This window comes from Pantoea phytobeneficialis, assembly GCF_009728735.1.
GTDB lineage: Bacteria > Pseudomonadota > Gammaproteobacteria > Enterobacterales > Enterobacteriaceae > Pantoea > Pantoea phytobeneficialis.
The window spans coordinates 3,028,090-3,046,660 of sequence record NZ_CP024636.1 but is presented as its reverse complement, the minus strand read 5'-3'; the positions used below and the strand labels follow the sequence as shown (position 1 = coordinate 3,046,660).

Below are 18,571 nucleotides of genomic sequence, written 5' to 3'. Positions count from 1 at the left end.
CTTTCCTGTTTATCCTGACCATCAATCACCGGCTTACCAAACGTTTGCGTAGCACGGTGCGAAATGGGGTAAAACCCCGGTTGCAGGCGGCGGAACGATGTCGCGCAGCGATCCGGGAAATTACGGCGATGAATCCTACCCGTTCTGCAAGAACGAAGCAAAATATACCGCCAGATTGCACAGAATGAATTGAGATTATCCTTCACAGTGCACAAAAAAACCGGCCAGAGCCTCTGGCCGGTGAAGATTGCGGCAGGAAAAAATCGGGGAAATTAACGATAAATCTCGGCGGTACCACTCCACATGCTGGAGTCACCTGGATTTTGCACGCCGATGACGCGGTAATGGCTGGCACCCATCTCTTGCGCTTTCTGTGACAACTGACGGGTCGCATCATCCAGTGAGCCACTGACGCCACTGACGGAGACGCTACCGATACTTTGCATATTTTGAGCTTGTTCCGCGTTTAACGCTGTCGCGGCCAGCGAACTAAAACTTGCGGCGGCTAGCAGTGCACCAGCCAGAACAGCATATCGAGTCTTCATGGGATGCTCCTGTTATCTTGCGGGGAAACCGACGGCCTACGCAAAAAGTATTAGTCAGCCAGGCAAAAGCGGGATGACACAAGCGGTAAAACTGTTCAATTTTTCGACAGGGGTTTCAGATTTATCCTGGGAAATGTAAATTGCGGTTACTTTATGTGCGAAGAGTAACCTGATGTAGCGAGATAACGTCGCCGACATGACAACGCTGCTTTATAATTCCGCGCTCGCAACAGGGTTTTTATCGTGATGGTTAAACGTCCCGTAATACGCACTATCGCTCGCGCGCTGAGCGCAATTGTCCTGCTTTCGCTGCTCACTTCCGGGCTGGCGTTGATGACACTTTCCAGTAGCTTACGTGATGCTGAGACAGTCAATGTCGCCGGGTCGCTGCGAATGCAAATTTATCGCCTGGCCTGGGACAGCACGCGCGATCCCCAACAGCTAACTCATCATATTGGTTTATATGAACAAACCCTGGACGCTCCGGCATTGAGCAATCTGGAGCGCGCGTGGGTACCGATCGAAGTTCGCAACCGTTACCACTACCTGCGTGATAACTGGCCGGAACTGAAGCAACGGTTACAAACGCAGAACACCCTGATTTATCAACAGCAGGTCGCCAGCTACGTCAGTGAAATCAATCGTTTTGTGTTGTCCGTACAGCATTACGCCGAGCTAAAAATGCATCTGGTGGTTGCCAGCAGCCTGTTTGGTTTTCTGGCGATTGTCGGGCTGGCACTCTGGACCATCCGTTTTATTCGCAGCAACGTGGTGGGGCCGCTCGACGCGCTGGTCACCGCCAGTCAGTTTGTCGAACAAACTCGCTTCAGCTTTCCTCCCCTGCCCGTGGCACAGCCTAACGAACTTGGTGTGCTGGCCCATGCCTTCACGGCGATGGCGGCCAGACTACAATCACATTATCGCCTGCTGGAAGATGCGGTGCAGGAGAAAACCGAGAGCCTGACGCAGGCTAACCGCACGCTGTCTCTGCTCTATGAAAGCTCGCAAATGCTTACCAGCAGCGCCCTCAATCCCGATGTATTTCAGGGTTTTATCGAGCAACTTCAGCAGCGCGAAGGTTTTAACGTGGTGGTGCTGGAGAGTGACAACCAGACATTCCAGACCGGAAGCAGTGATGCCAACTGCCGCTGGCAGCGCATCACATTGCGTCAGGATGAGCAGCCCTTCGGCGAATTGCGTTGGCAATCGCCGCAACGCGCGTCGCCCGGAGAATTGATGCAGAGCCTGGCGAATATGCTGGCTCGTGCCCTGTGGGTGTGGCAGACGCAGAAGCAGTATCAGCAAATGCTGTTAATTGAGGAGCGCGCGACCATTGCCCGCGAACTTCACGATTCGCTGGCGCAGTCACTCTCCTTTTTACGGATTCAGCTTACGCTGCTGAGACGCACGGTCGATGGCAGCCAGTTGGCAGCGCAAAGTATTATCAGCGAGTTTGACCGGGCGCTGGCAGACGCTTATCAACAATTACGCGAATTGCTGACCACCTTCCGCCTGACCATTGAGCAGGCAGATTTGGTAGCAGCATTGCAGGCAATGATCGTACCCTTGCAGGAACAATCCCAGGCGGCGATCCAATTTGACTATCAACCTGGGCTACAAAGCCTCGATGCACAACAGCAGGTGCATGTTTTACAGATTGCGCGCGAGGCCTTACTCAACGCCATTCGCCATGCCGGTGCGCAGCAGATTCGCATTTGCTATCAGCGTATCGCTGAGGAGGATCATCTGTTAACCATCGAAGATGACGGTATTGGTATCCGCAGCACGGAAGAACCGCCGGGCCATTATGGCCTGACAATTATGGCAGAACGGGCAGCGCGCCTTGCCGGCACGCTGCTGATTACCCCGCAGGAACGCGGCACGCGTGTCACCTTACGTTTCCCGCCTCGCCCGACCTACCTACTGGAATAACGCGATACATGGACTGTTTATTGGAGAGAATATGGACCAGCCAAAACTGACAATCATGATAGTTGATGACCATCCCCTGATGCGCCGTGGCGTTCGCCAGTTGCTGGCGCTGGAGCCACGGCTTCAGGTGGTGGCCGAGGCCAATAATGGCACGGAAGCGCTGGCAGAGGCCCGTCGTCTGTCGCCGGATGTGATTCTGCTCGACCTGAATATGAAAGGGATGTCCGGGCTGGATACGCTAAAAGCGTTACGCCATGAGGAGATCTCCGCCCGCATCCTGGTGTTGACCGTTTCCGATGCGCGTAATGATATCTACGCCATGATTGATGCCGGTGCTGATGGCTATTTGCTAAAGGACAGTGAACCGGAGCAATTGCTGCAACAAATCCTGTCCGGCGCCCAGGGGGAGAACGTATTCAGTGAGGTGGTGGAGGAGTATCTCGCCAATCGCCCACACAGCTCCAATCCGTTCCGCCAGTTGACCGAGCGCGAACTCGACGTACTACAGGAAGTGGCGCGTGGTTTGTCGAATAAAGAGATTGCCACCACGCTGCATATCTCTGAAGAGACGGTCAAAGTGCATATTCGCAATCTGCTGCGCAAACTGGATGTACGCTCACGCGTGGCCGCCACCGTGCTCTGGCTGGAGAGCCGGAACGTCTAGCACATCACATAAAACCGTCGGGACATTTACACTTTCTCCATAATTTCTCCACGATTATCTAATTTGCGCCGCGTAGAGTAAGCAGCGGCAGGAGATTCTCCCGAGATAGCGCATCCCCTCCGCCAGCGTGGGCCCACACGGGTTCACGCTTCTGATAATAAAAGTAAAAAATACGCAGCTGAGGAGTGTCGGTTCCATGTCGAATTTTTTTATCGACCGCCCCATTTTTGCCTGGGTTCTGGCGATTTTACTCTGCTTATGCGGCACTCTGGCGATCATCTCGCTGCCGATTGAGCAATATCCTGACCTCGCGCCACCGAACGTGCGCATCACCGCCAACTACCCCGGTGCTTCAGCGGAAACGCTGGAAAACACCGTTACCCAGGTGATTGAGCAGAACATGACCGGCATCGACAACCTGATGTATATGTCATCGAACAGCAGCAATACCGGTCAGGCCCAAATTACCCTCACCTTTACCGCAGGCACCGATCCGGACGAAGCACGCCAGCAGGTTCAGAACCAGCTACAGACAGCCCTGCGCCAGTTGCCCTCGGCAGTGCAATCCCAGGGCGTCACCGTCAACAAAACGGGTGACAGCAACATCCTGATGATTGCGTTTGTTTCTACCGACGGAAGTATGGACAAACAGGATATTTCAGATTATGTCGCCAGTAACATTGAGGATCCCCTCAGCCGTATCGATGGTGTCGGTGAAGTTGATGCCTACGGTTCGCAATATTCCATGCGTATCTGGCTCGATCCGAACAAACTGAACGCCTACGCGTTAACAACCGATGATGTCGTCAGCGCTATTGAATCGCAAAACGCCCAGGTTGCGGTAGGTCAGTTGGGAGGCTTGCCCTCGGTTGAAAAACAGGCGCTGAATGCGACGGTCAATGCCCAGTCGATGCTACAAACCCCGGAACAGTTCAAAGCCATTACGCTAAAAACCAACACTGACGGTTCTGTGGTTACCGTGGGTGATGTGGCGGATGTCGCGATGGGGGCAGAGAAATATGACTATCTCAGCCGTTACAACGGCCAGGCTGCGTCCGGTTTGGGCATTAAACTGGCTTCCGGCGCCAATGAGATGAACACCGACAAACTGGTACGCGCCCGCATCGCCGAATTATCACAATACTTTCCACACGGGTTGGAAGCAAAAATCGCCTACGAAACCACGCCGTTCGTCAAAGCGTCGATCACCGATGTGGTGAAAACGTTGCTGGAAGCGATTCTGCTGGTGTTCCTGGTGATGTATCTGTTTATGCAGAACTTCCGTGCCACGCTGATCCCCACCATCGCAGTTCCTGTGGTGTTACTCGGTACCTTTGCGGTGCTGTATGCCTGCGGCTACAGCATTAACACCTTGACCATGTTTGCCACGGTACTGGCCATTGGTCTGCTGGTGGATGACGCCATCGTGGTGGTAGAAAACGTCGAACGTATTATGAGTGAAGAAGGTCTTTCACCCCGCGCGGCCACGCGTAAATCAATGGGACAGATTCAGGGTGCTCTGGTTGGCATCGCGCTGGTACTGTCGGCGGTATTTGTCCCGATGGCGTTTTTCGGTGGCACCGTTGGCGCGATTTACCGCCAGTTCTCCATTACCATCGTCTCCGCCATGATCCTGTCGGTACTGGTGGCATTGATTTTGACCCCCGCCCTTTGTGCCACTCTGCTCAAACCGATGGAACAAGGGCAACATCACGGTCGGCGTGGTTTTTTTGGCTGGTTCAACCGTCATTTCAACACCAATGCAGCACGTTATGAACGGGGTGTGGCGCGGATTCTGGTTAAAAGCGGCCGCTGGATACTGCTTTATTTGGCGATCATTGGCCTGATGGCATTTATGTTTATCCGTCTGCCCACGTCGTTCCTGCCGCAGGAAGACCGTGGCGTATTTCTGACGCAGGTACAACTTCCGGCGGGATCAACACTCCAGCAAACCTCTAACGTGGTCGCTAAGGTGGAAAAATATTATATGACCGCCGAGAAAGATAACGTCTTATCGGTGTTTTCCACCATTGGTGCTGGCCCTGGCGGTAACGGTCAGAACGTGGCGCGTATGTTTATCCGTCTGAAGGATTGGGATGAGCGTCCGGGAGCTGACCGCACGTCTTTTGCCATCATTGACCGCGCCACCAAAGCCTTTAATAAAATCCGGGAAGCCCGGGTGATTGCCAGCAGCCCCCCGGCGATTACTGGCCTCGGCAGTTCATCTGGCTTTGACCTTGAAATACAGGATCATGGTGGAATGGGTCACACCGCCCTGATGGCAATGCGCGATAAATTACTGGATGCGGCAGCACATGACCCGGCGTTATCACGCGTACGCCATAATGGCCTGGATGACAGCCCGCAGTTGCAGATTGATGTTGACCAGCGCAAAGCGCAGGCACTGGGCGTTTCGATCGATACCATCAATGACACCCTCACCACCGCCTGGGGCTCATCCTATGTGAATGACTTTATCGACCGCGGTCGTGTTAAGAAGGTCTATGTCCAGGCCGCGCCGGAATTCCGCATGCTGCCAGACGATATCAATAAATGGTATGTGCGTAACAGCAGCGGCACTATGGTGCCCTTCTCGGCCTTTGCCACCAGCCGTTGGGAAGTCGGCTCGCCACGCCTGGAGCGCTATAACGGCTACTCCTCACTGGAAATCGTCGGTGAAGCGGCGAATGGCGTCAGCAGCGGGACGGCAATGGATGCGATGGAGAAACTGGTCAGTCAGTTACCTTTGGGCGTCGGTTTCCAGTGGACCGGTGCCTCTTATCAGGAGCGGCTCTCCGGTTCGCAGGCCCCGGCGCTGTATGCCATCTCGCTGCTGGTGGTGTTCCTGAGCCTGGCGGCGCTGTATGAAAGCTGGTCGATCCCGTTCTCAGTGATGCTGGTGGTGCCACTGGGCGTGGTGGGGGCATTGATTGCCACCTGGCTGCGTGGACTGGAAAACGATGTTTATTTCCAGGTCGGGTTACTGACCGTCATTGGCCTGTCGGCGAAGAACGCCATTTTGATCGTGGAGTTCGCCAATGAGATCAACAGCAAAGGTCGTGAGCTGATTGAGGCCACACTGGAAGCCTCGCGTCAGCGTCTGCGTCCGATTTTGATGACTTCGCTGGCGTTTATCTTCGGCGTGCTGCCGATGGCGATCAGCGCGGGTGCGGGTTCTGGCAGCCAGCACGCGGTGGGTACCGGCGTGATGGGGGGCATGATCTCCGCAACGGTGCTGGCCATCTTCTTTGTGCCGCTGTTCTTTGTGCTGGTGCGCCGCCGCTTCCCGCTGAAAGAGAAGCCGCATGATTAAGCCCTGATCCGTAGCGGCGCGATTTATCGCGCGCCTTTAACCTTCATGCAGCAATAACAATGCGCGATAAATCGCGCCGCTACTGGATGAAGCAATGTGTTCTGGTCATGGGCGATAAAAAAATTAAGGCAGCCGTTGGCTGCCTTAATTTATGTTTGGTAAGAATTACAGCAAGTTGGGGATTTGCCCTGCTTTTCTTTTCGCGTGTTACTTGCGCAACATCGCGTCAATAAATTCTTTCCAGTTCCCCAGTTCAGTGTCAACCATAATACCCTCTCTTATTGTGCTGGCGATAATACGCCGTTTTTTTCTACAGGTGAATACGTTTCCACCTGTTATCTGTATCGGCAAAAGCAGGCAAAAGCGTTAATTTGCTCAAATTGCGTACTGACGCACATTTCAGCAAACCCCTAACGCAACGGGAGAAAATTCCTGGTGACAAGGCGTAGCACATTTTTCGGCTTAGGATAATTCTGATCAGGCTTATGGTACGGAAGGGAACTATTCAGGACGTTAATGAAAGCGGTTACTGGTCCTGAATATATCCTGTTGAGTAGGGGCGCGATTAATCGCACAACAGGAATGAAAAACAAAAACAGCGCGATAAATCGCGCTGCTACGAACACATAAGATCCAGACTTCCGGGTCGCCCCGGAAGTCCACTTTATGCATCAGAAACGATCAAGGTTCATCACTTTGGTCCAGGCAGCCACAAAGTCATGCACAAACTTCTCGCGGCCATCGCTGCTGCCATACACTTCCGCCAGCGCGCGCAGAATCGCGTTAGAACCAAACACCAGGTCAGCACGGGTGGCGCTGTATTTGGCGACGCCGCTGCTACGGTCACGCCCTTCGTACAGACCTTTCGCCTGATCTACCGCTTTCCATTCGGTGCCCATGTCGAGCAGATTGACAAAGAAGTCATTGCTCAACACGCCTTTGTTGGCGGTAAACACGCCGTGTTCGCTACCATCAAAGTTGGCACCCAGCACACGTAAGCCACCTATCAGTGCCGTCATTTCCGGTGCGGTCAGGGTCAGTTGTTGCGCTTTATCAATCAGTTGCGTTTCCGCCTCTTGCGTAGTGCCTGCACGCTGATAATTACGGAAACCATCGTAACCCGGTTCCAGCAGGGCAAATGCCTCGACATCCGTCTGCTCCTGGGTGGCATCGACACGACCGGCAGTGAACGGCACCTTAACCGCAACATTCGCCGCTTGCGCCGCCTGCTCAACACCGACCACACCGGCCAGCACAATCACATCCGCCAGCGATGCTTTACCGGAGGCCTGTTGGATTGCTTTCAGTTTCGCCAGCGCAGGCTGGATACCGGCATTCACTTCCCAGCTGTTCTGTGGTGCCAGAGCCACGCGTGCGCCATTGGCACCACCACGTTTGTCACCACCTCGGAAAGTCGAAGCGGAAGCCCAGGCCACCGCAACCAGCTCACCTACGGTCAGACCGGAATCGGCAATCGCCGTTTTCAGGTTGTCGATATCGGCTGCGGTTGGATTGTGTGACGGGTTCGGCAGCGGATCTTGCCAGATCAGTGCTTCTTTCGGCACTTCCGGGCCTAAGTAACGTGCAATCGGCCCCATATCGCGGTGAGTCAGTTTGAACCACGCACGGGCAAAGGCTTCGTTAAATGCCTGCGGATTGTTCAGGAAACGACGCGAGATTTTCTCGAACTCCGGATCAAAACGCAGCGTCAGGTCAGTCACCAACATGGTCGGCTTACGTTTTTTCGCCGGGTCAAAGGGATCTGGAATGATATCCGGTCCATCCACGGCTTCGTACTGAATCGCCCCCGCCGGGCTATGGGTTTTCACCCACTCATATTTGAACAGGTTCTCGAAGAAGTAGTTGCTCCACTGGGTCGGCGTTTGCGTCCAGACCACTTCAAGGCCCGAGGTGATGGCATCCGCACCGACACCGCTGTTGTAGCTGCTTTGCCAGCCAAAACCCTGAGATTCCAGCGGAGCCGCTTCCGGCTCAGCACCGACATGGCTGGCAGCACCAGCACCGTGGGTTTTGCCCAGCGTATGACCACCGGCGATCAACGCCACGGTTTCTTCATCATCCATACCCATATTGCCGAAGGTGGCACGGATAGCCGGGGCCGCCGAGGCCGGATCGCCACTGGCGTTCGGACCTTCCGGGTTGACGTAAATCAGACCCATTTCGGTGGCAGAGAGGGGATTTTTTGCCAGCGCTTCTGGATGGCGGTGGGCCAGCCAGGTTTTTTCATCGCCCCAGTTCACATCCAGATCCGGTTCCCAGACATCTTCACGTCCGGCACCGAAACCGAAAGTGCGGAAACCCGCATTTTCCAGCGCCACGTTACCGGCGAGGATATAGAGGTCAGCCCAGGAAATTTTCTGACCATATTTTTGTTTTACCGGCCACAGCAGGCGGCGCGCTTTATCCAGGCTGACGTTATCCGGCCAGGAGTTCAGCGGCGAAAAGCGCTGCTGACCGCGACCGGAACCACCGCGCCCGTCGGTCATACGGTAAGTCCCCGCGCTATGCCAGGCCATACGAATAAACAAACCGGCATAGTTACCCCAGTCGGCAGGCCACCAGGGTTGAGAGTCGGTGAGCAGCGCTTTCAGATCGGCTTTCAGGGCAAAATAGTCAAGCTGGCTAAAGGCTTCACGATAGTTGAAGTCTTCACCGAGGGGATTCGAACGATTGGAATGCTGATTCAGTAAATCGACACGCAACTGCTTGGGCCACCAGTCACGGTTGTTGGTTCCGCCCCCCGCAGCAGGCAGGTCTGCACCCTGATGAAAGGGGCATTTGGCTGCTGTCGGGTTTGTTTCGTTTGAATTGCTCATGTTGCTCTCCGCTTTTTTAATTTGCGACTAGATTAAAACACCTCAATTGATAGGTAATACTCATTTAGATCAAACGATTTGATAGTTATTATCTTTATACAATAGTGGGCCTGCGCTTAATTGCCAGTGAGAATACAAGATCGCTGTTATCCCGTCTGGCAACCTTGTTACAATCCCTGGCCGACCACGCAATCCATCTTCACGCTAAAAGAGTAGTCAAATACTATGTTCCAGCTCTACGGCATTAAAAATTGTGACACCATTAAAAAAGCCCGCCGATATTTAGAGGCTTCTGGCATTGATTATCGCTTCCATGATTATCGGGTAGATGGCGTGGACGATGCGCTGTTGCAGTCGTTTATTGACACGCTGGGTTATGAGCCGTTGCTCAATACCCGTGGCACCACCTGGCGCAAACTGCCAGAAGCAGAACGCGAAGCGGTACAGGATGCTGACAGCGCCAAAGCCCTGATGCTGGCGCAACCTGCCATCATCAAGCGCCCGGTGCTGGCGGCGGCCAATGGCGACCTGCTGGTGGGCTTTAATGAATCCCTTTATCACGCGTTTATCCAGGAGAAGTCATAACATGTTTTGTCCGGTTATTGAGCTGGCTCAGCAGCTGATTCGCCGCCCTTCCCTCAGCCCGGATGATGCGGGTTGTCAGGCGCTGCTGATTGCCCGACTGGAGGCGATTGGCTTCCAGGTGGAGCCAATGCACATTGGCGATACCCTTAACTTCTGGGCAACGCGTGGTGAGGGTGAAACCCTGGCATTTGCCGGTCATACCGATGTGGTGCCGCCCGGTGATGCTAACCGCTGGATTAACCCCCCGTTTGAACCCACCATTCGTGACGGCATGTTGTTTGGTCGCGGTGCCGCCGATATGAAAGGATCGCTGGCGGCGATGGTGGTGGCGGCAGAACGCTTTGTTGCGGCCCATCCCAATCATAAGGGGCGTCTGGCCTTTTTGATCACCTCCGATGAAGAAGCCAGCGCCGTTAACGGCACGGTGAAGGTGGTTGAACGCCTGATGGCGCGCAATGAACGCATGGACTACTGCCTGGTGGGTGAGCCATCCAGCACCGAAGTGGTCGGCGATGTGGTGAAAAATGGCCGTCGCGGCTCCATCACCGCCAATCTGACCATTCACGGCGTGCAGGGGCATGTGGCTTACCCGCATCTGGCGGATAACCCGGTGCATCGCGCCATGCCTGCGTTAAATGAACTGGTGGCCACCGAGTGGGATCAGGGGAATGAATTCTTCCCACCAACCAGCATGCAGATTGCCAACGTCAAGGCAGGCACTGGCAGCAACAACGTGATTCCTGGCGAATTTTTCGTTCAGTTCAACTTTCGCTTCAGTACCGAACTGACCGACCAGATGATCCGTGAGCGTGTTGCCGCTCTGCTGGATCGCCACCAGTTACGCTACACGCTGGAGTGGAATCTTTCCGGCCAGCCGTTCCTGACATCACGCGGCAAGCTGGTGGATGCCGTGGTGAACGCGGTGGCACACTATAATGAAATCAAGCCGCAGTTACTGACCACCGGCGGCACCTCCGACGGACGTTTTATCGCCCGCATGGGGGCGCAGGTGGTGGAGCTCGGCCCGGTGAACGCCACCATTCATAAAATCAATGAATGCGTGAAGGCGTCAGATTTGCAGATGCTGAGCCGTATGTATCAGCGCATCATGGAACAGCTGATCGCCTGAGACACGCATAAGGAGTGGGCAAATGGAATGGTTGAAAGAGTATTGGTGGATCCTGGTGATCCTGCTGATGGTCGGTATTTTGATGAACGTCTACAAAGACCTGAAACGTATCGACCATAAAAAATTTATGGAAAACAAACCGGATCTGCCGCCACATCGTGATTTCAACGACAAGTGGGACGATGACGACGACTGGCCCAAGAAGAAATAACATCTAGCACCATCGTAGCGGCGCGATTTATCGCGCAGTTTTTTCCCGCATCACGCACCAAACCGCGCGAGAAATCGCACCGCTACGGGACCATGAGTTACACCATCATCACCACATCATCATCGCCGGGTTTCGCACCGCTCAGCGCTTCGTCAAAGTAGCGACGCGGCACGGTATAGCGCAGATGATTCAACGCCAGTTCCATACTGCGATCGTCGATGGCATGTGGCAAATCCTCCACAATATCCAGCGTGACGTCACCGCCCAACGCCGTTAAACGCTGCGCCGCGTCCTCAGCATGCTGCATCGGGATCTGATCATCATAGTCGCCGTGAATCAGATGGATAGTGGTACGGGTACTGGCGCGTTCCGGTAACGTCACGTAACGTCCACTGAACGCCACCACGCGTCCGGCCAGATCCGGCTGGGCCTTCACGCCTTCCAGCACCATGGTGCTACCCTGCGAGAAACCAATCAGCGCCGTGGCTTCCGGTCGGACCCCACTTTGTTGCTGCCAGTGGCGCACCGATTCAATAAATTCCGGCATCGCCCCATCGACGCCCTGCTGTTCGGAACGATCGTGCGCCGGGATTTCGGCATACCATTTACGCCCCTGCGGTACGCTGCCGGGCAAGGGTGCCCCCACCGCCACCACCAGCGCTTCCGGGAAGGCACGCGCAAACCAGCTCCCGATCTGCGCCATCGAGTCCGGGTTATCGTTGACACCGTGGTACAGCAGAAACAGCTGCGCGGGGTCGGTGCTCGGTTGCTGAACAATCACATAATGTAGTGCCATAATATCCTCCTGTGATCACTATACGCCGCTGTGAGCACAGTGATATTGGGAAAATTTGAATGAGATAATGGATTTATTGCAATGACGCGAGCCGTTGTTGCCAGCGAGATGCCGCACTGGCATCCCTGTCTGTCAGCGCCTGAGCCGCCTCAACCCGTAGCTGCGCCATCAAGGCTTTGCGCCCGCCACTCCCCACCTGACTCAGCGCTTGTTTTTGCACAAGTATGGCGTGCAACAACGGCTGTGGATGTTGTCGTACCAGGCGCTGCAAAGCCGCGAAGCTGGCCTCCCACGGACGTTGTGCCCAGGCAAAACCGGCCAGCAACGCCAGATCATCGTCATCGGTTTGCTGCTCCCCCTCCGGCTCCAGCGGCAGATCCAGTTCAATCAACTGTTGCAGCCACGGCCAGTCACGCGCCAATCTGCGGGCCGCCCGCTGTTGCAACATTTCGCCTGCTGGCGTCAGTGCCAGCATCGCCATCGCGGCGTAACATCCGCTACTGGCTTCGCGCTGTGAACCGATGCGTACCAGGGTAAAGCCGCAGCGCTGCCAGAAACGCCACAAGGCCTCGGTATAGCCAAAACTCACCGAGAGATAATCGCAACCCTGCGCTTGCTGACGGGCCGTCGCGACCAACGCGGTTCCAATACCACGCTGCCGCTGCGCCGCCATCACCGCGATACGGCTGATGCGTCGCGATCGCAAGGTCGCAGCCTCAACGAAACCGGCATGGGCGGCCAGCGATTGTGCCACCAGGTTTCCACGGGGACGACGCAACCCTGCCCATACTGACCAGGCCAGCGCGGGATCCAGCCCACCTTCCTCTACCAACCACAACGCCCCCTGAACGTTGTCTGGCGTACCCGCCAGCCAGAAACGCTGACCGGGAGCATCCAGCATCCGCCGCAAGTCGAGCGGCGAAGTACGATAGTGGGCACTGGCTAACAAGCGATACCCCGCAGCCAGGGCTTCGGCATGCTGTTCCGGCGAGGCGGGAAACAGCGAGATCGCAGACGGCGGCGCACTCTCCTGCGCGTCCTCAAATAACAGGACATGACTGAGCCAGGCTTCTAACGGATCGTGCGGCGACCAGCGCAGTGGCTCATCCAGCGCGAAATAATGTACATCCGACAACGAGGCACAGAAGCGCAGCATAAAACCGCGCCCGGTCCCTTCATAACCCTGTACCGTGGTCGTCAGCAACACACGCGGAAAGCGTGCCACCAGCTTTGCAAGCAGCGGTGCCGGAATCGCCGCCGCTTCATCGATAATCAGCCACTCCGCCTGTGGAGGAGGATTGATCGCCAATAACGCATCCGGGGCGATAAACTGAAAATGCTCACCGGCAAACTGCGCCAGCACGTCGGTGGAGACTTTCGCGGGGGCGGTGACAAGGCAGGGGCGTTTTTCCCGCGCCAGCATACCCGCCAGCGCAGATTTGCCACGCCCACGCGCGGCGGTGATGACCGCCACCCCGGTGGGCATGGCCAGTAATTGTTGCAGGATACGCTGCTGTTGTTGCGGTGCCCGACAGTGCCACTCCGGCCAGGCGATCGCCTGCGGTGCACGCGCGGGATAGCCTTCCCGCAGCAACATCACCTGGGGGTCATCAAGCATGCTCTGTTGTAATTGACGGGTGAAATGCGGCGTGGCGATCGCGACGGAGACATCCGCCCAACGCAGGCTGTCGGCATCCGCCTGGCTGGCCCATGCCTGCCACGGCGGCGTCAGCAACAACAGCCAGCTTCCGGCTTTCAGGGTACCCGCCAACGCGGCAAACGCTTCGGCATGGAAGCCATGACGGGCATCAAAAATAGCGTGCAGGAATTCCCGTCCCAGCAACGTGCGTAACGCCGCTGGGGCATGGGATGTCGCGCTGAAATCGGTTTGTTCGCTGATGCATAGCCAGTCACCTGCTAAGGTACTGCGCCACTGGGCAACCTGCTGGCTCGTCCATGCGCTGCTGCCGCTGATCACGCACAGACGGCGAATGCCTGCCCGCTGCATCGCCGTGCTGACTTCACGCAGGTTCATCCTTTGCTGGCAAAGGTGTTGCATTGACCAGGGTTGCCGCTGTCAAAACCCTGTTTGAACCAGGTATAACGCTGCTGCGACGTACCGTGGGTAAAGCTATCAGGCACCACCCGCCCCTGGCTTTTTTGTTGCAAGCGATCATCACCGATCGCCTCAGCTGCATTCAGCGCTTCCTGCAAATCCCCCACTTCGAGGATGTTCTGTTGCTGCATATAATGGCCCCAGACACCGGCAAAGCAGTCGGCCTGGAGTTCCATCTTCACCGATAATTGATTAACCTGCGCCTGGCTGGCGCCCTGCTGCATCTGACGTACTTTGGGTTCGATCCCCAACAATTTCTGCACATGATGACCCACTTCATGCGCAATCACGTAGCCCTGAGCAAAATCTCCGCCCGCACCGAGTTTGGTTTTCATGTCATCGTAAAAAGACAAGTCGATGTAGACGGTCTGATCCGCCGGGCAGTAGAAAGGTCCCATTACCGACTGGCCAGTACCACAGCCGGTGCGCGTTGCACCGCGATACATCACCAGTTTCGGCGGCACATATTGTTTGCCCATCTGCTGAAACAGTTTGTCCCAGGTATCTTCAGTGGTCGCCAGGATCACCGAGGTGAATTTTGCGGCTTCATCCTGTGCCGGTTTCGCCTGACGCTGTTGTTGCGTGGTGGACGTCAGATTGCCGCCACCTTCAAGCAGCGCCGTCAGGTCATAGCCGTAGTAACCGGCCACCGCCACGATGATTAATAGGATGATGCCGCCTTTACCACGCGGCAGACGGATCTGTCGACCACCGCTGTAACCCGGCGATTGATCGCGTCGGTCTTCCACATTGTCGCTTTCGCGACGTCCCTGCCAGCGCATGGCATGCTCCTGTTTTGATCAAAATTGGCTTTGCATGATTTTAGATGGCGGCAGGAGGAAGCACCAGCGCGTAACGGCGCGATTTATCCTGCTATTCGGGACGCGGCACAAAAAAAAGCAGCGCGATAAATCGCGCCGCTACATGGGGTGCCGTCAATGGTTACCGATTAATTAATCCAGTTTCACGCCCAGACGGTGCGCCACTTCTTCATAGGCTTCGATCAGGCCGCCCAGGCTCTGACGGAAACGGTCTTTGTCCATTTTGTCCATCGTCTCTTTGTCCCACAGACGTGCGCCGTCTGGTGAGAACTCATCGCCGAGTACGACTTCGCCTTTGAACAGACCAAACTCCAGTTTGAAGTCGACCAGGATCAGACCGGCGTCATCAAACATTTTGCTCAGCACGTCGTTCGCTTTGTAGGTCAGCTCACGCATGCGCGCCAGATTCTCTTTGCTCACCCAACCAAAGGTTTCGCAGTAAGATTCGTTCACCATCGGGTCGTGTTTGGCGTCATCTTTCAGGAAGAGATCAAACAGCGGCGGATTGAGCAACATGCCCTCTTCTACGCCCAGACGTTTAACCAGTGACCCTGCCGCACGGTTGCGCACCACGCACTCCACCGGCACCATCTCCAGCTTTTTCACCAGCGCTTCGTTATCCGACAGCAGCGCTTCCATCTGGGTCGGAATGCCCGCTTCCTGCAATTTGGTCATGATGAAATGGTTGAATTTGTTGTTCACCATTCCTTTGCGATCAAACTGCTCGATTCGTGCACCGTCTCCTGCTGACGTATCGTTGCGGAATTCAAGTACCAGCAGATCCGGATTGTCGGTGCTGTATACGGTTTTCGCTTTACCGCGATACAACTCAGCTCGCTTTTGCATCTTGTTAACTCCAAACATGAAAGAACCCGTGTTCAACAGCGGTTGCCCACTGCACGGCGGCAATACGCAATCGTTTACCTCGCCGGGCGCTATTATGCCAAAATCTCAAAAAAAAGGCCGGATATTCTCCGGCCTGAGGCAATTTATTTGTTCAGTGCGCCCTGCATCACCGCCACCAGCGCATCATTCTGCGACTGGGTCAGCACATGACCTTTAGGATCAATGAACTGTAGGCTGCTGCGGTTATCGAGATCACCGACCTGCAATTTATAATCGCCGTTCGGTAAACCCGGATCTTTCGCACCAATGTCATCCCACGCGCCGCTGCCCGGCTGCTTGTAGGTGACGTTCAGACTGCCCTGCGAGCGATTGCTGTCGGTCACTTCCATGCCTGCGCGCTTCAGCGCCGCTGGCAGACGCTGCCAGGTCAGGTTGAACGGCGAACGCAGAATCAACAACGGCAAGCCAGTGTCATCAGCACCACTCTGAACGGCAATCTGGCCTACACCACGACCGGCTGCGGCATCCTGAGCTGCGGTATCGATCTTATCCATACCGGTGCTGAGGTCGTTCAACATCTGCGCGGTGTAGCGCTGGATTTGAACCGGCGTCGTCACCGTCTGGCCTGACTGTTGCAGCTCAAGCAGACGCACCGTCAGCACCTGCTGATAGCCCTGATTCTGCACGCTGACCTGGTAACGGCCACGATACTGATTGTCTTCATCCGCACGGTTCCACTGCACCCAATCGGTGGTTAGCTGCTGGGCAGCATCATCACGCTGGGCGATCGGGAATTTGTACGACTGCACCACGTTCACCACCTGAGACCAGATGGAGCCACGGCTGCTTTCCACTGCCAGAACACCGGTATTGCCGGTGAACTGCGCGCGTGTACCGTTCATCAGCGCCAGCGGCTGAGCAGGCGGACGAATATCCAGTTCTTTACCTACCGCGCCTTTGGCAACGGCGTGCGGTACATCATAATCACCATTCTGCACAGGCAGAATCATTCCCGCCGGAGCTTTTAAATCATGCAGTTCAGGCGCCTGCAAGTAAGATTCATCACCACTGACCTGGCGCTTATAACGCTGATCGCTGGAACAAGCTGACAGCAGCATCAGGGTGGACAAACCCACCACAGTCGCCAGCGTCGAGCGCTTCACTGTATAACGCATTGATTCTCCCTAATTATCGCAGACCCGCTTTGATCAATGCCTGCGCCGTTTTGCTCTGACCGGCTTCGGTCAGCGGCGTCATTGGCAAACGCAGCGTGTCATCCGCGATTAATCCTAGTTGTTTCGCGGCCCATTTCACCGGGATAGGATTGGGTTCACAGAAAAGCGTCTGGTGCAGGTGCATCAGACGCTGATTCAGGCGACGCGCTTCGGCGAAGTTGCCCTGCTGCGCCAGTGCGCACAGTTCAACCATTTCACGAGCCGCAATGTTGGCCGTGACCGAAATAACGCCTTTACCGCCCAGTTGCATGAAGTCCAGCGCGGTGCCGTCATCGCCACTTACCAGAATGAATTCATCATCAACCAGCTCTTGGATCTGACTAACCCGCGATAAGTTCCCGGTTGCCTCTTTGATTCCGATAATATTTTTGATTTCGGCCAGACGCGCAACGGTTTCCGGCAGCATGTCGCAACCGGTTCGTGAAGGCACGTTATACAGCATCTGGGGCAGATCGGTGCTTTCCGCAATCGCTTTGAAGTGCTGGAACAATCCTTCCTGCGTCGGACGGTTGTAATACGGGGTCACGGTCAGGCAACCCACCACACCGGTGCCGGTAAAGCGTTTGGTGAGCGAGATCCCTTCAGCGGTGGCATTTGCGCCGGTTCCGGCAATCACCGGAATACGGCCATCGGCCAGTTCGAGGGTCATCATCACCACATCGCCATGCTCTTCATGGCTGAGGGTGGCTGATTCGCCGGTGGTGCCAACAGAAACAATCGCCGCGGTGCCGCTGGCGACATGATAATCAATCAGTTTTTTCAAACTCGCGCGGCAGACATTGCCTTTGTCATTCATTGGCGTTACGAGCGCAACAATACTTCCGGTGAACATGGGCGATCCCCTCGACAAACAAGTGCTTCATGGTACGTTTTACGCTGTGGGAAAAGCAAGCGAGCCACGCCATTCCCGCGCTTGTCAGCAGTTTTTTTTATGTTTACCTTATGGTTATTAGCGAACACACAGGAAATGTCATTTTGTCGCAGCCACAGCCTCACCATCTGGTGATCACCGCATTGGGCGTTGATCGTCCGGGTATTGTGAATACCATCACCCGCCATGTCAGCAGCTGCGGCTGCAACATCGAAGACAGTCGCCTGGCGATGCTCGGTGATGAATTCACCTTTATTATGCTGCTCTCCGGAAGCTGGAATGCCATTACCCTGATTGAATCCACCCTGCCGATGAAAGGGGCTGAGCTGGAGTTGTTGATCGTGATGAAGCGCACCAATGCGCGCGCCACGCCACCAATGCCGGCCACCGTCTGGGTTCAGGTTGAAGTTCCGGATTCCCCGCATATCATCGAACGGTTTACCGACCTGTTCGATAAACATCAAATGAACATTGCTGAATTGGTTTCGCGCATTCAACCGGCGCAGGATGGTGTACCGCCTACCCTGTATATTCAGATGACGGCGCACAGCGCTGAAGGCGCGCGTATCGAACCGGCGTTTAATCAACTCTGTCAGGAACTGCACGCCCAGGGTACGATTCGCTTATATAGCGTGGCGGATGATGCCGTACCGCACTGATGCGACCTCCG

The 18,571-nt window shown here is 55.4% G+C and carries 16 protein-coding genes; 7 read left to right on the top strand and 9 right to left on the bottom strand.

Translation table 11 applies throughout. The features are described from left to right. Positions 1 to 272: 272 nt before the first annotated feature. Positions 273 to 545 (bottom strand): YdgH/BhsA/McbA-like domain containing protein, encoded by a 273-nt coding sequence (locus CTZ24_RS14135; protein ID WP_021184293.1) that lies wholly within the window; start codon positions 543 to 545, stop codon positions 273 to 275. 243 nt (positions 546 to 788) lie between these two features. Here CTZ24_RS14135 and narQ point away from each other — a divergent pair, with 243 nt between their 5' ends. From narQ to acrD, 3 genes are all read left to right on the top strand, one after another. Next, a complete protein-coding gene (gene narQ, locus CTZ24_RS14130) occupies positions 789 to 2,477 on the top strand; it encodes a nitrate/nitrite two-component system sensor histidine kinase NarQ (protein WP_208723848.1) in 1,689 nt (562 codons plus the stop codon). Positions 2,478 to 2,508: 31 nt separating this feature from the next. Then, a complete protein-coding gene (gene narL / locus CTZ24_RS14125; RefSeq protein WP_208723847.1) occupies positions 2,509 to 3,141 on the top strand; it encodes a two-component system response regulator NarL in 633 nt (210 codons plus the stop codon). A 196-nt stretch (positions 3,142 to 3,337) separates the two neighbouring features. Then, complete coding sequence (gene acrD, locus CTZ24_RS14120; protein WP_208723846.1) at positions 3,338 to 6,454, top strand: multidrug efflux RND transporter permease AcrD; 3,117 nt, start codon at positions 3,338 to 3,340, stop codon at positions 6,452 to 6,454. A gap of 207 nt (positions 6,455 to 6,661) precedes the next feature. On the opposite strand, the gene ypfM is transcribed toward acrD, so the two are convergent. Together ypfM and katG are read right to left on the bottom strand one after the other, a co-directional pair. After that, positions 6,662 to 6,721 carry a protein YpfM gene (gene ypfM / locus CTZ24_RS26905; RefSeq protein ID WP_139810981.1) on the bottom strand — a complete coding sequence of 20 codons (60 nt, stop codon included), beginning with the start codon at positions 6,719 to 6,721 and terminating at the stop codon, positions 6,662 to 6,664. A gap of 404 nt (positions 6,722 to 7,125) precedes the next feature. Beyond that, entirely contained in the window at positions 7,126 to 9,291 is a 2,166-nt protein-coding gene (gene katG / locus CTZ24_RS14110) for a catalase/peroxidase HPI (protein ID WP_208723845.1), read from the bottom strand. Between the two features lie 225 nt (positions 9,292 to 9,516). Between katG and CTZ24_RS14105 the strand changes: the two genes are divergently transcribed. The 3 genes from CTZ24_RS14105 to CTZ24_RS14095 are packed head-to-tail and all read left to right on the top strand — an operon-like array spanning position 9,517 to position 11,216. Further along, the gene (locus CTZ24_RS14105; protein ID WP_021184298.1) at positions 9,517 to 9,876 is read left to right on the top strand and encodes an ArsC family reductase; all 360 of its coding nucleotides are present in this window, start codon (positions 9,517 to 9,519) and stop codon (positions 9,874 to 9,876) included. A 1-nt stretch (position 9,877) separates the two neighbouring features. Beyond that, positions 9,878 to 11,005 (top strand): succinyl-diaminopimelate desuccinylase, encoded by a 1,128-nt coding sequence (gene dapE, locus CTZ24_RS14100; protein ID WP_021184299.1) that lies wholly within the window; start codon positions 9,878 to 9,880, stop codon positions 11,003 to 11,005. A gap of 22 nt (positions 11,006 to 11,027) precedes the next feature. After that, positions 11,028 to 11,216 (top strand): YpfN family protein, encoded by a 189-nt coding sequence (locus CTZ24_RS14095; RefSeq protein WP_208723844.1) that lies wholly within the window; start codon positions 11,028 to 11,030, stop codon positions 11,214 to 11,216. A 97-nt stretch (positions 11,217 to 11,313) separates the two neighbouring features. Here CTZ24_RS14095 and ypfH read toward each other — a convergent pair whose 3' ends face one another. The 6 genes from ypfH to dapA form a co-directional block, all read right to left on the bottom strand. After that, a complete protein-coding gene (gene ypfH, locus CTZ24_RS14090) occupies positions 11,314 to 12,012 on the bottom strand; it encodes an esterase (protein WP_021184301.1) in 699 nt (232 codons plus the stop codon). Positions 12,013 to 12,085: 73 nt separating this feature from the next. Continuing rightward, positions 12,086 to 14,047 (bottom strand): tRNA(Met) cytidine acetyltransferase TmcA, encoded by a 1,962-nt coding sequence (locus CTZ24_RS14085; RefSeq protein ID WP_208723843.1) that lies wholly within the window; start codon positions 14,045 to 14,047, stop codon positions 12,086 to 12,088. Continuing rightward, positions 14,044 to 14,910, bottom strand: a complete 867-nt coding sequence (gene ypfJ, locus CTZ24_RS14080) for a KPN_02809 family neutral zinc metallopeptidase (RefSeq protein ID WP_208723842.1) — start codon at positions 14,908 to 14,910, stop codon at positions 14,044 to 14,046. Before ypfJ ends, CTZ24_RS14085 begins: the two co-directional genes overlap by 4 nt. Before the next feature lie 171 nt (positions 14,911 to 15,081). Next, entirely contained in the window at positions 15,082 to 15,795 is a 714-nt protein-coding gene (gene purC / locus CTZ24_RS14075) for a phosphoribosylaminoimidazolesuccinocarboxamide synthase (RefSeq protein ID WP_013510031.1), read from the bottom strand. Between the two features lie 143 nt (positions 15,796 to 15,938). Next, positions 15,939 to 16,970, bottom strand: a complete 1,032-nt coding sequence (gene bamC, locus CTZ24_RS14070; protein WP_021184304.1) for an outer membrane protein assembly factor BamC — start codon at positions 16,968 to 16,970, stop codon at positions 15,939 to 15,941. A gap of 13 nt (positions 16,971 to 16,983) precedes the next feature. Further along, a complete protein-coding gene (gene dapA, locus CTZ24_RS14065) occupies positions 16,984 to 17,862 on the bottom strand; it encodes a 4-hydroxy-tetrahydrodipicolinate synthase (protein WP_013510033.1) in 879 nt (292 codons plus the stop codon). Between the two features lie 143 nt (positions 17,863 to 18,005). On the opposite strand from dapA, the gene CTZ24_RS14060 reads away from it, so the two are divergent. Continuing rightward, positions 18,006 to 18,560 carry a glycine cleavage system transcriptional repressor gene (locus tag CTZ24_RS14060; RefSeq protein ID WP_021184305.1) on the top strand — a complete coding sequence of 185 codons (555 nt, stop codon included), beginning with the start codon at positions 18,006 to 18,008 and terminating at the stop codon, positions 18,558 to 18,560. The last annotated feature ends 11 nt before the right edge of the window (positions 18,561 to 18,571 follow it).

Coding starts and splice junctions, on each gene's coding strand:
- ypfH (WP_021184301.1), bottom strand. CDS start 12,012: ATGGCACTACATTATGTGATTGTTCAGCAACCGAGCACCGACCCCGCG.
- CTZ24_RS14105 (WP_021184298.1), top strand. CDS start 9,517: ATGTTCCAGCTCTACGGCATTAAAAATTGTGACACCATTAAAAAAGCC.
- CTZ24_RS14085 (WP_208723843.1), bottom strand. CDS start 14,047: ATGAACCTGCGTGAAGTCAGCACGGCGATGCAGCGGGCAGGCATTCGC.
- narL (WP_208723847.1), top strand. CDS start 2,509: ATGGACCAGCCAAAACTGACAATCATGATAGTTGATGACCATCCCCTG.
- purC (WP_013510031.1), bottom strand. CDS start 15,795: ATGCAAAAGCGAGCTGAGTTGTATCGCGGTAAAGCGAAAACCGTATAC.
- CTZ24_RS14095 (WP_208723844.1), top strand. CDS start 11,028: ATGGAATGGTTGAAAGAGTATTGGTGGATCCTGGTGATCCTGCTGATG.
- katG (WP_208723845.1), bottom strand. CDS start 9,291: ATGAGCAATTCAAACGAAACAAACCCGACAGCAGCCAAATGCCCCTTT.
- dapA (WP_013510033.1), bottom strand. CDS start 17,862: ATGTTCACCGGAAGTATTGTTGCGCTCGTAACGCCAATGAATGACAAA.
- CTZ24_RS14135 (WP_021184293.1), bottom strand. CDS start 545: ATGAAGACTCGATATGCTGTTCTGGCTGGTGCACTGCTAGCCGCCGCA.
- dapE (WP_021184299.1), top strand. CDS start 9,878: ATGTTTTGTCCGGTTATTGAGCTGGCTCAGCAGCTGATTCGCCGCCCT.
- ypfJ (WP_208723842.1), bottom strand. CDS start 14,910: ATGCGCTGGCAGGGACGTCGCGAAAGCGACAATGTGGAAGACCGACGC.
- acrD (WP_208723846.1), top strand. CDS start 3,338: ATGTCGAATTTTTTTATCGACCGCCCCATTTTTGCCTGGGTTCTGGCG.
- bamC (WP_021184304.1), bottom strand. CDS start 16,970: ATGCGTTATACAGTGAAGCGCTCGACGCTGGCGACTGTGGTGGGTTTG.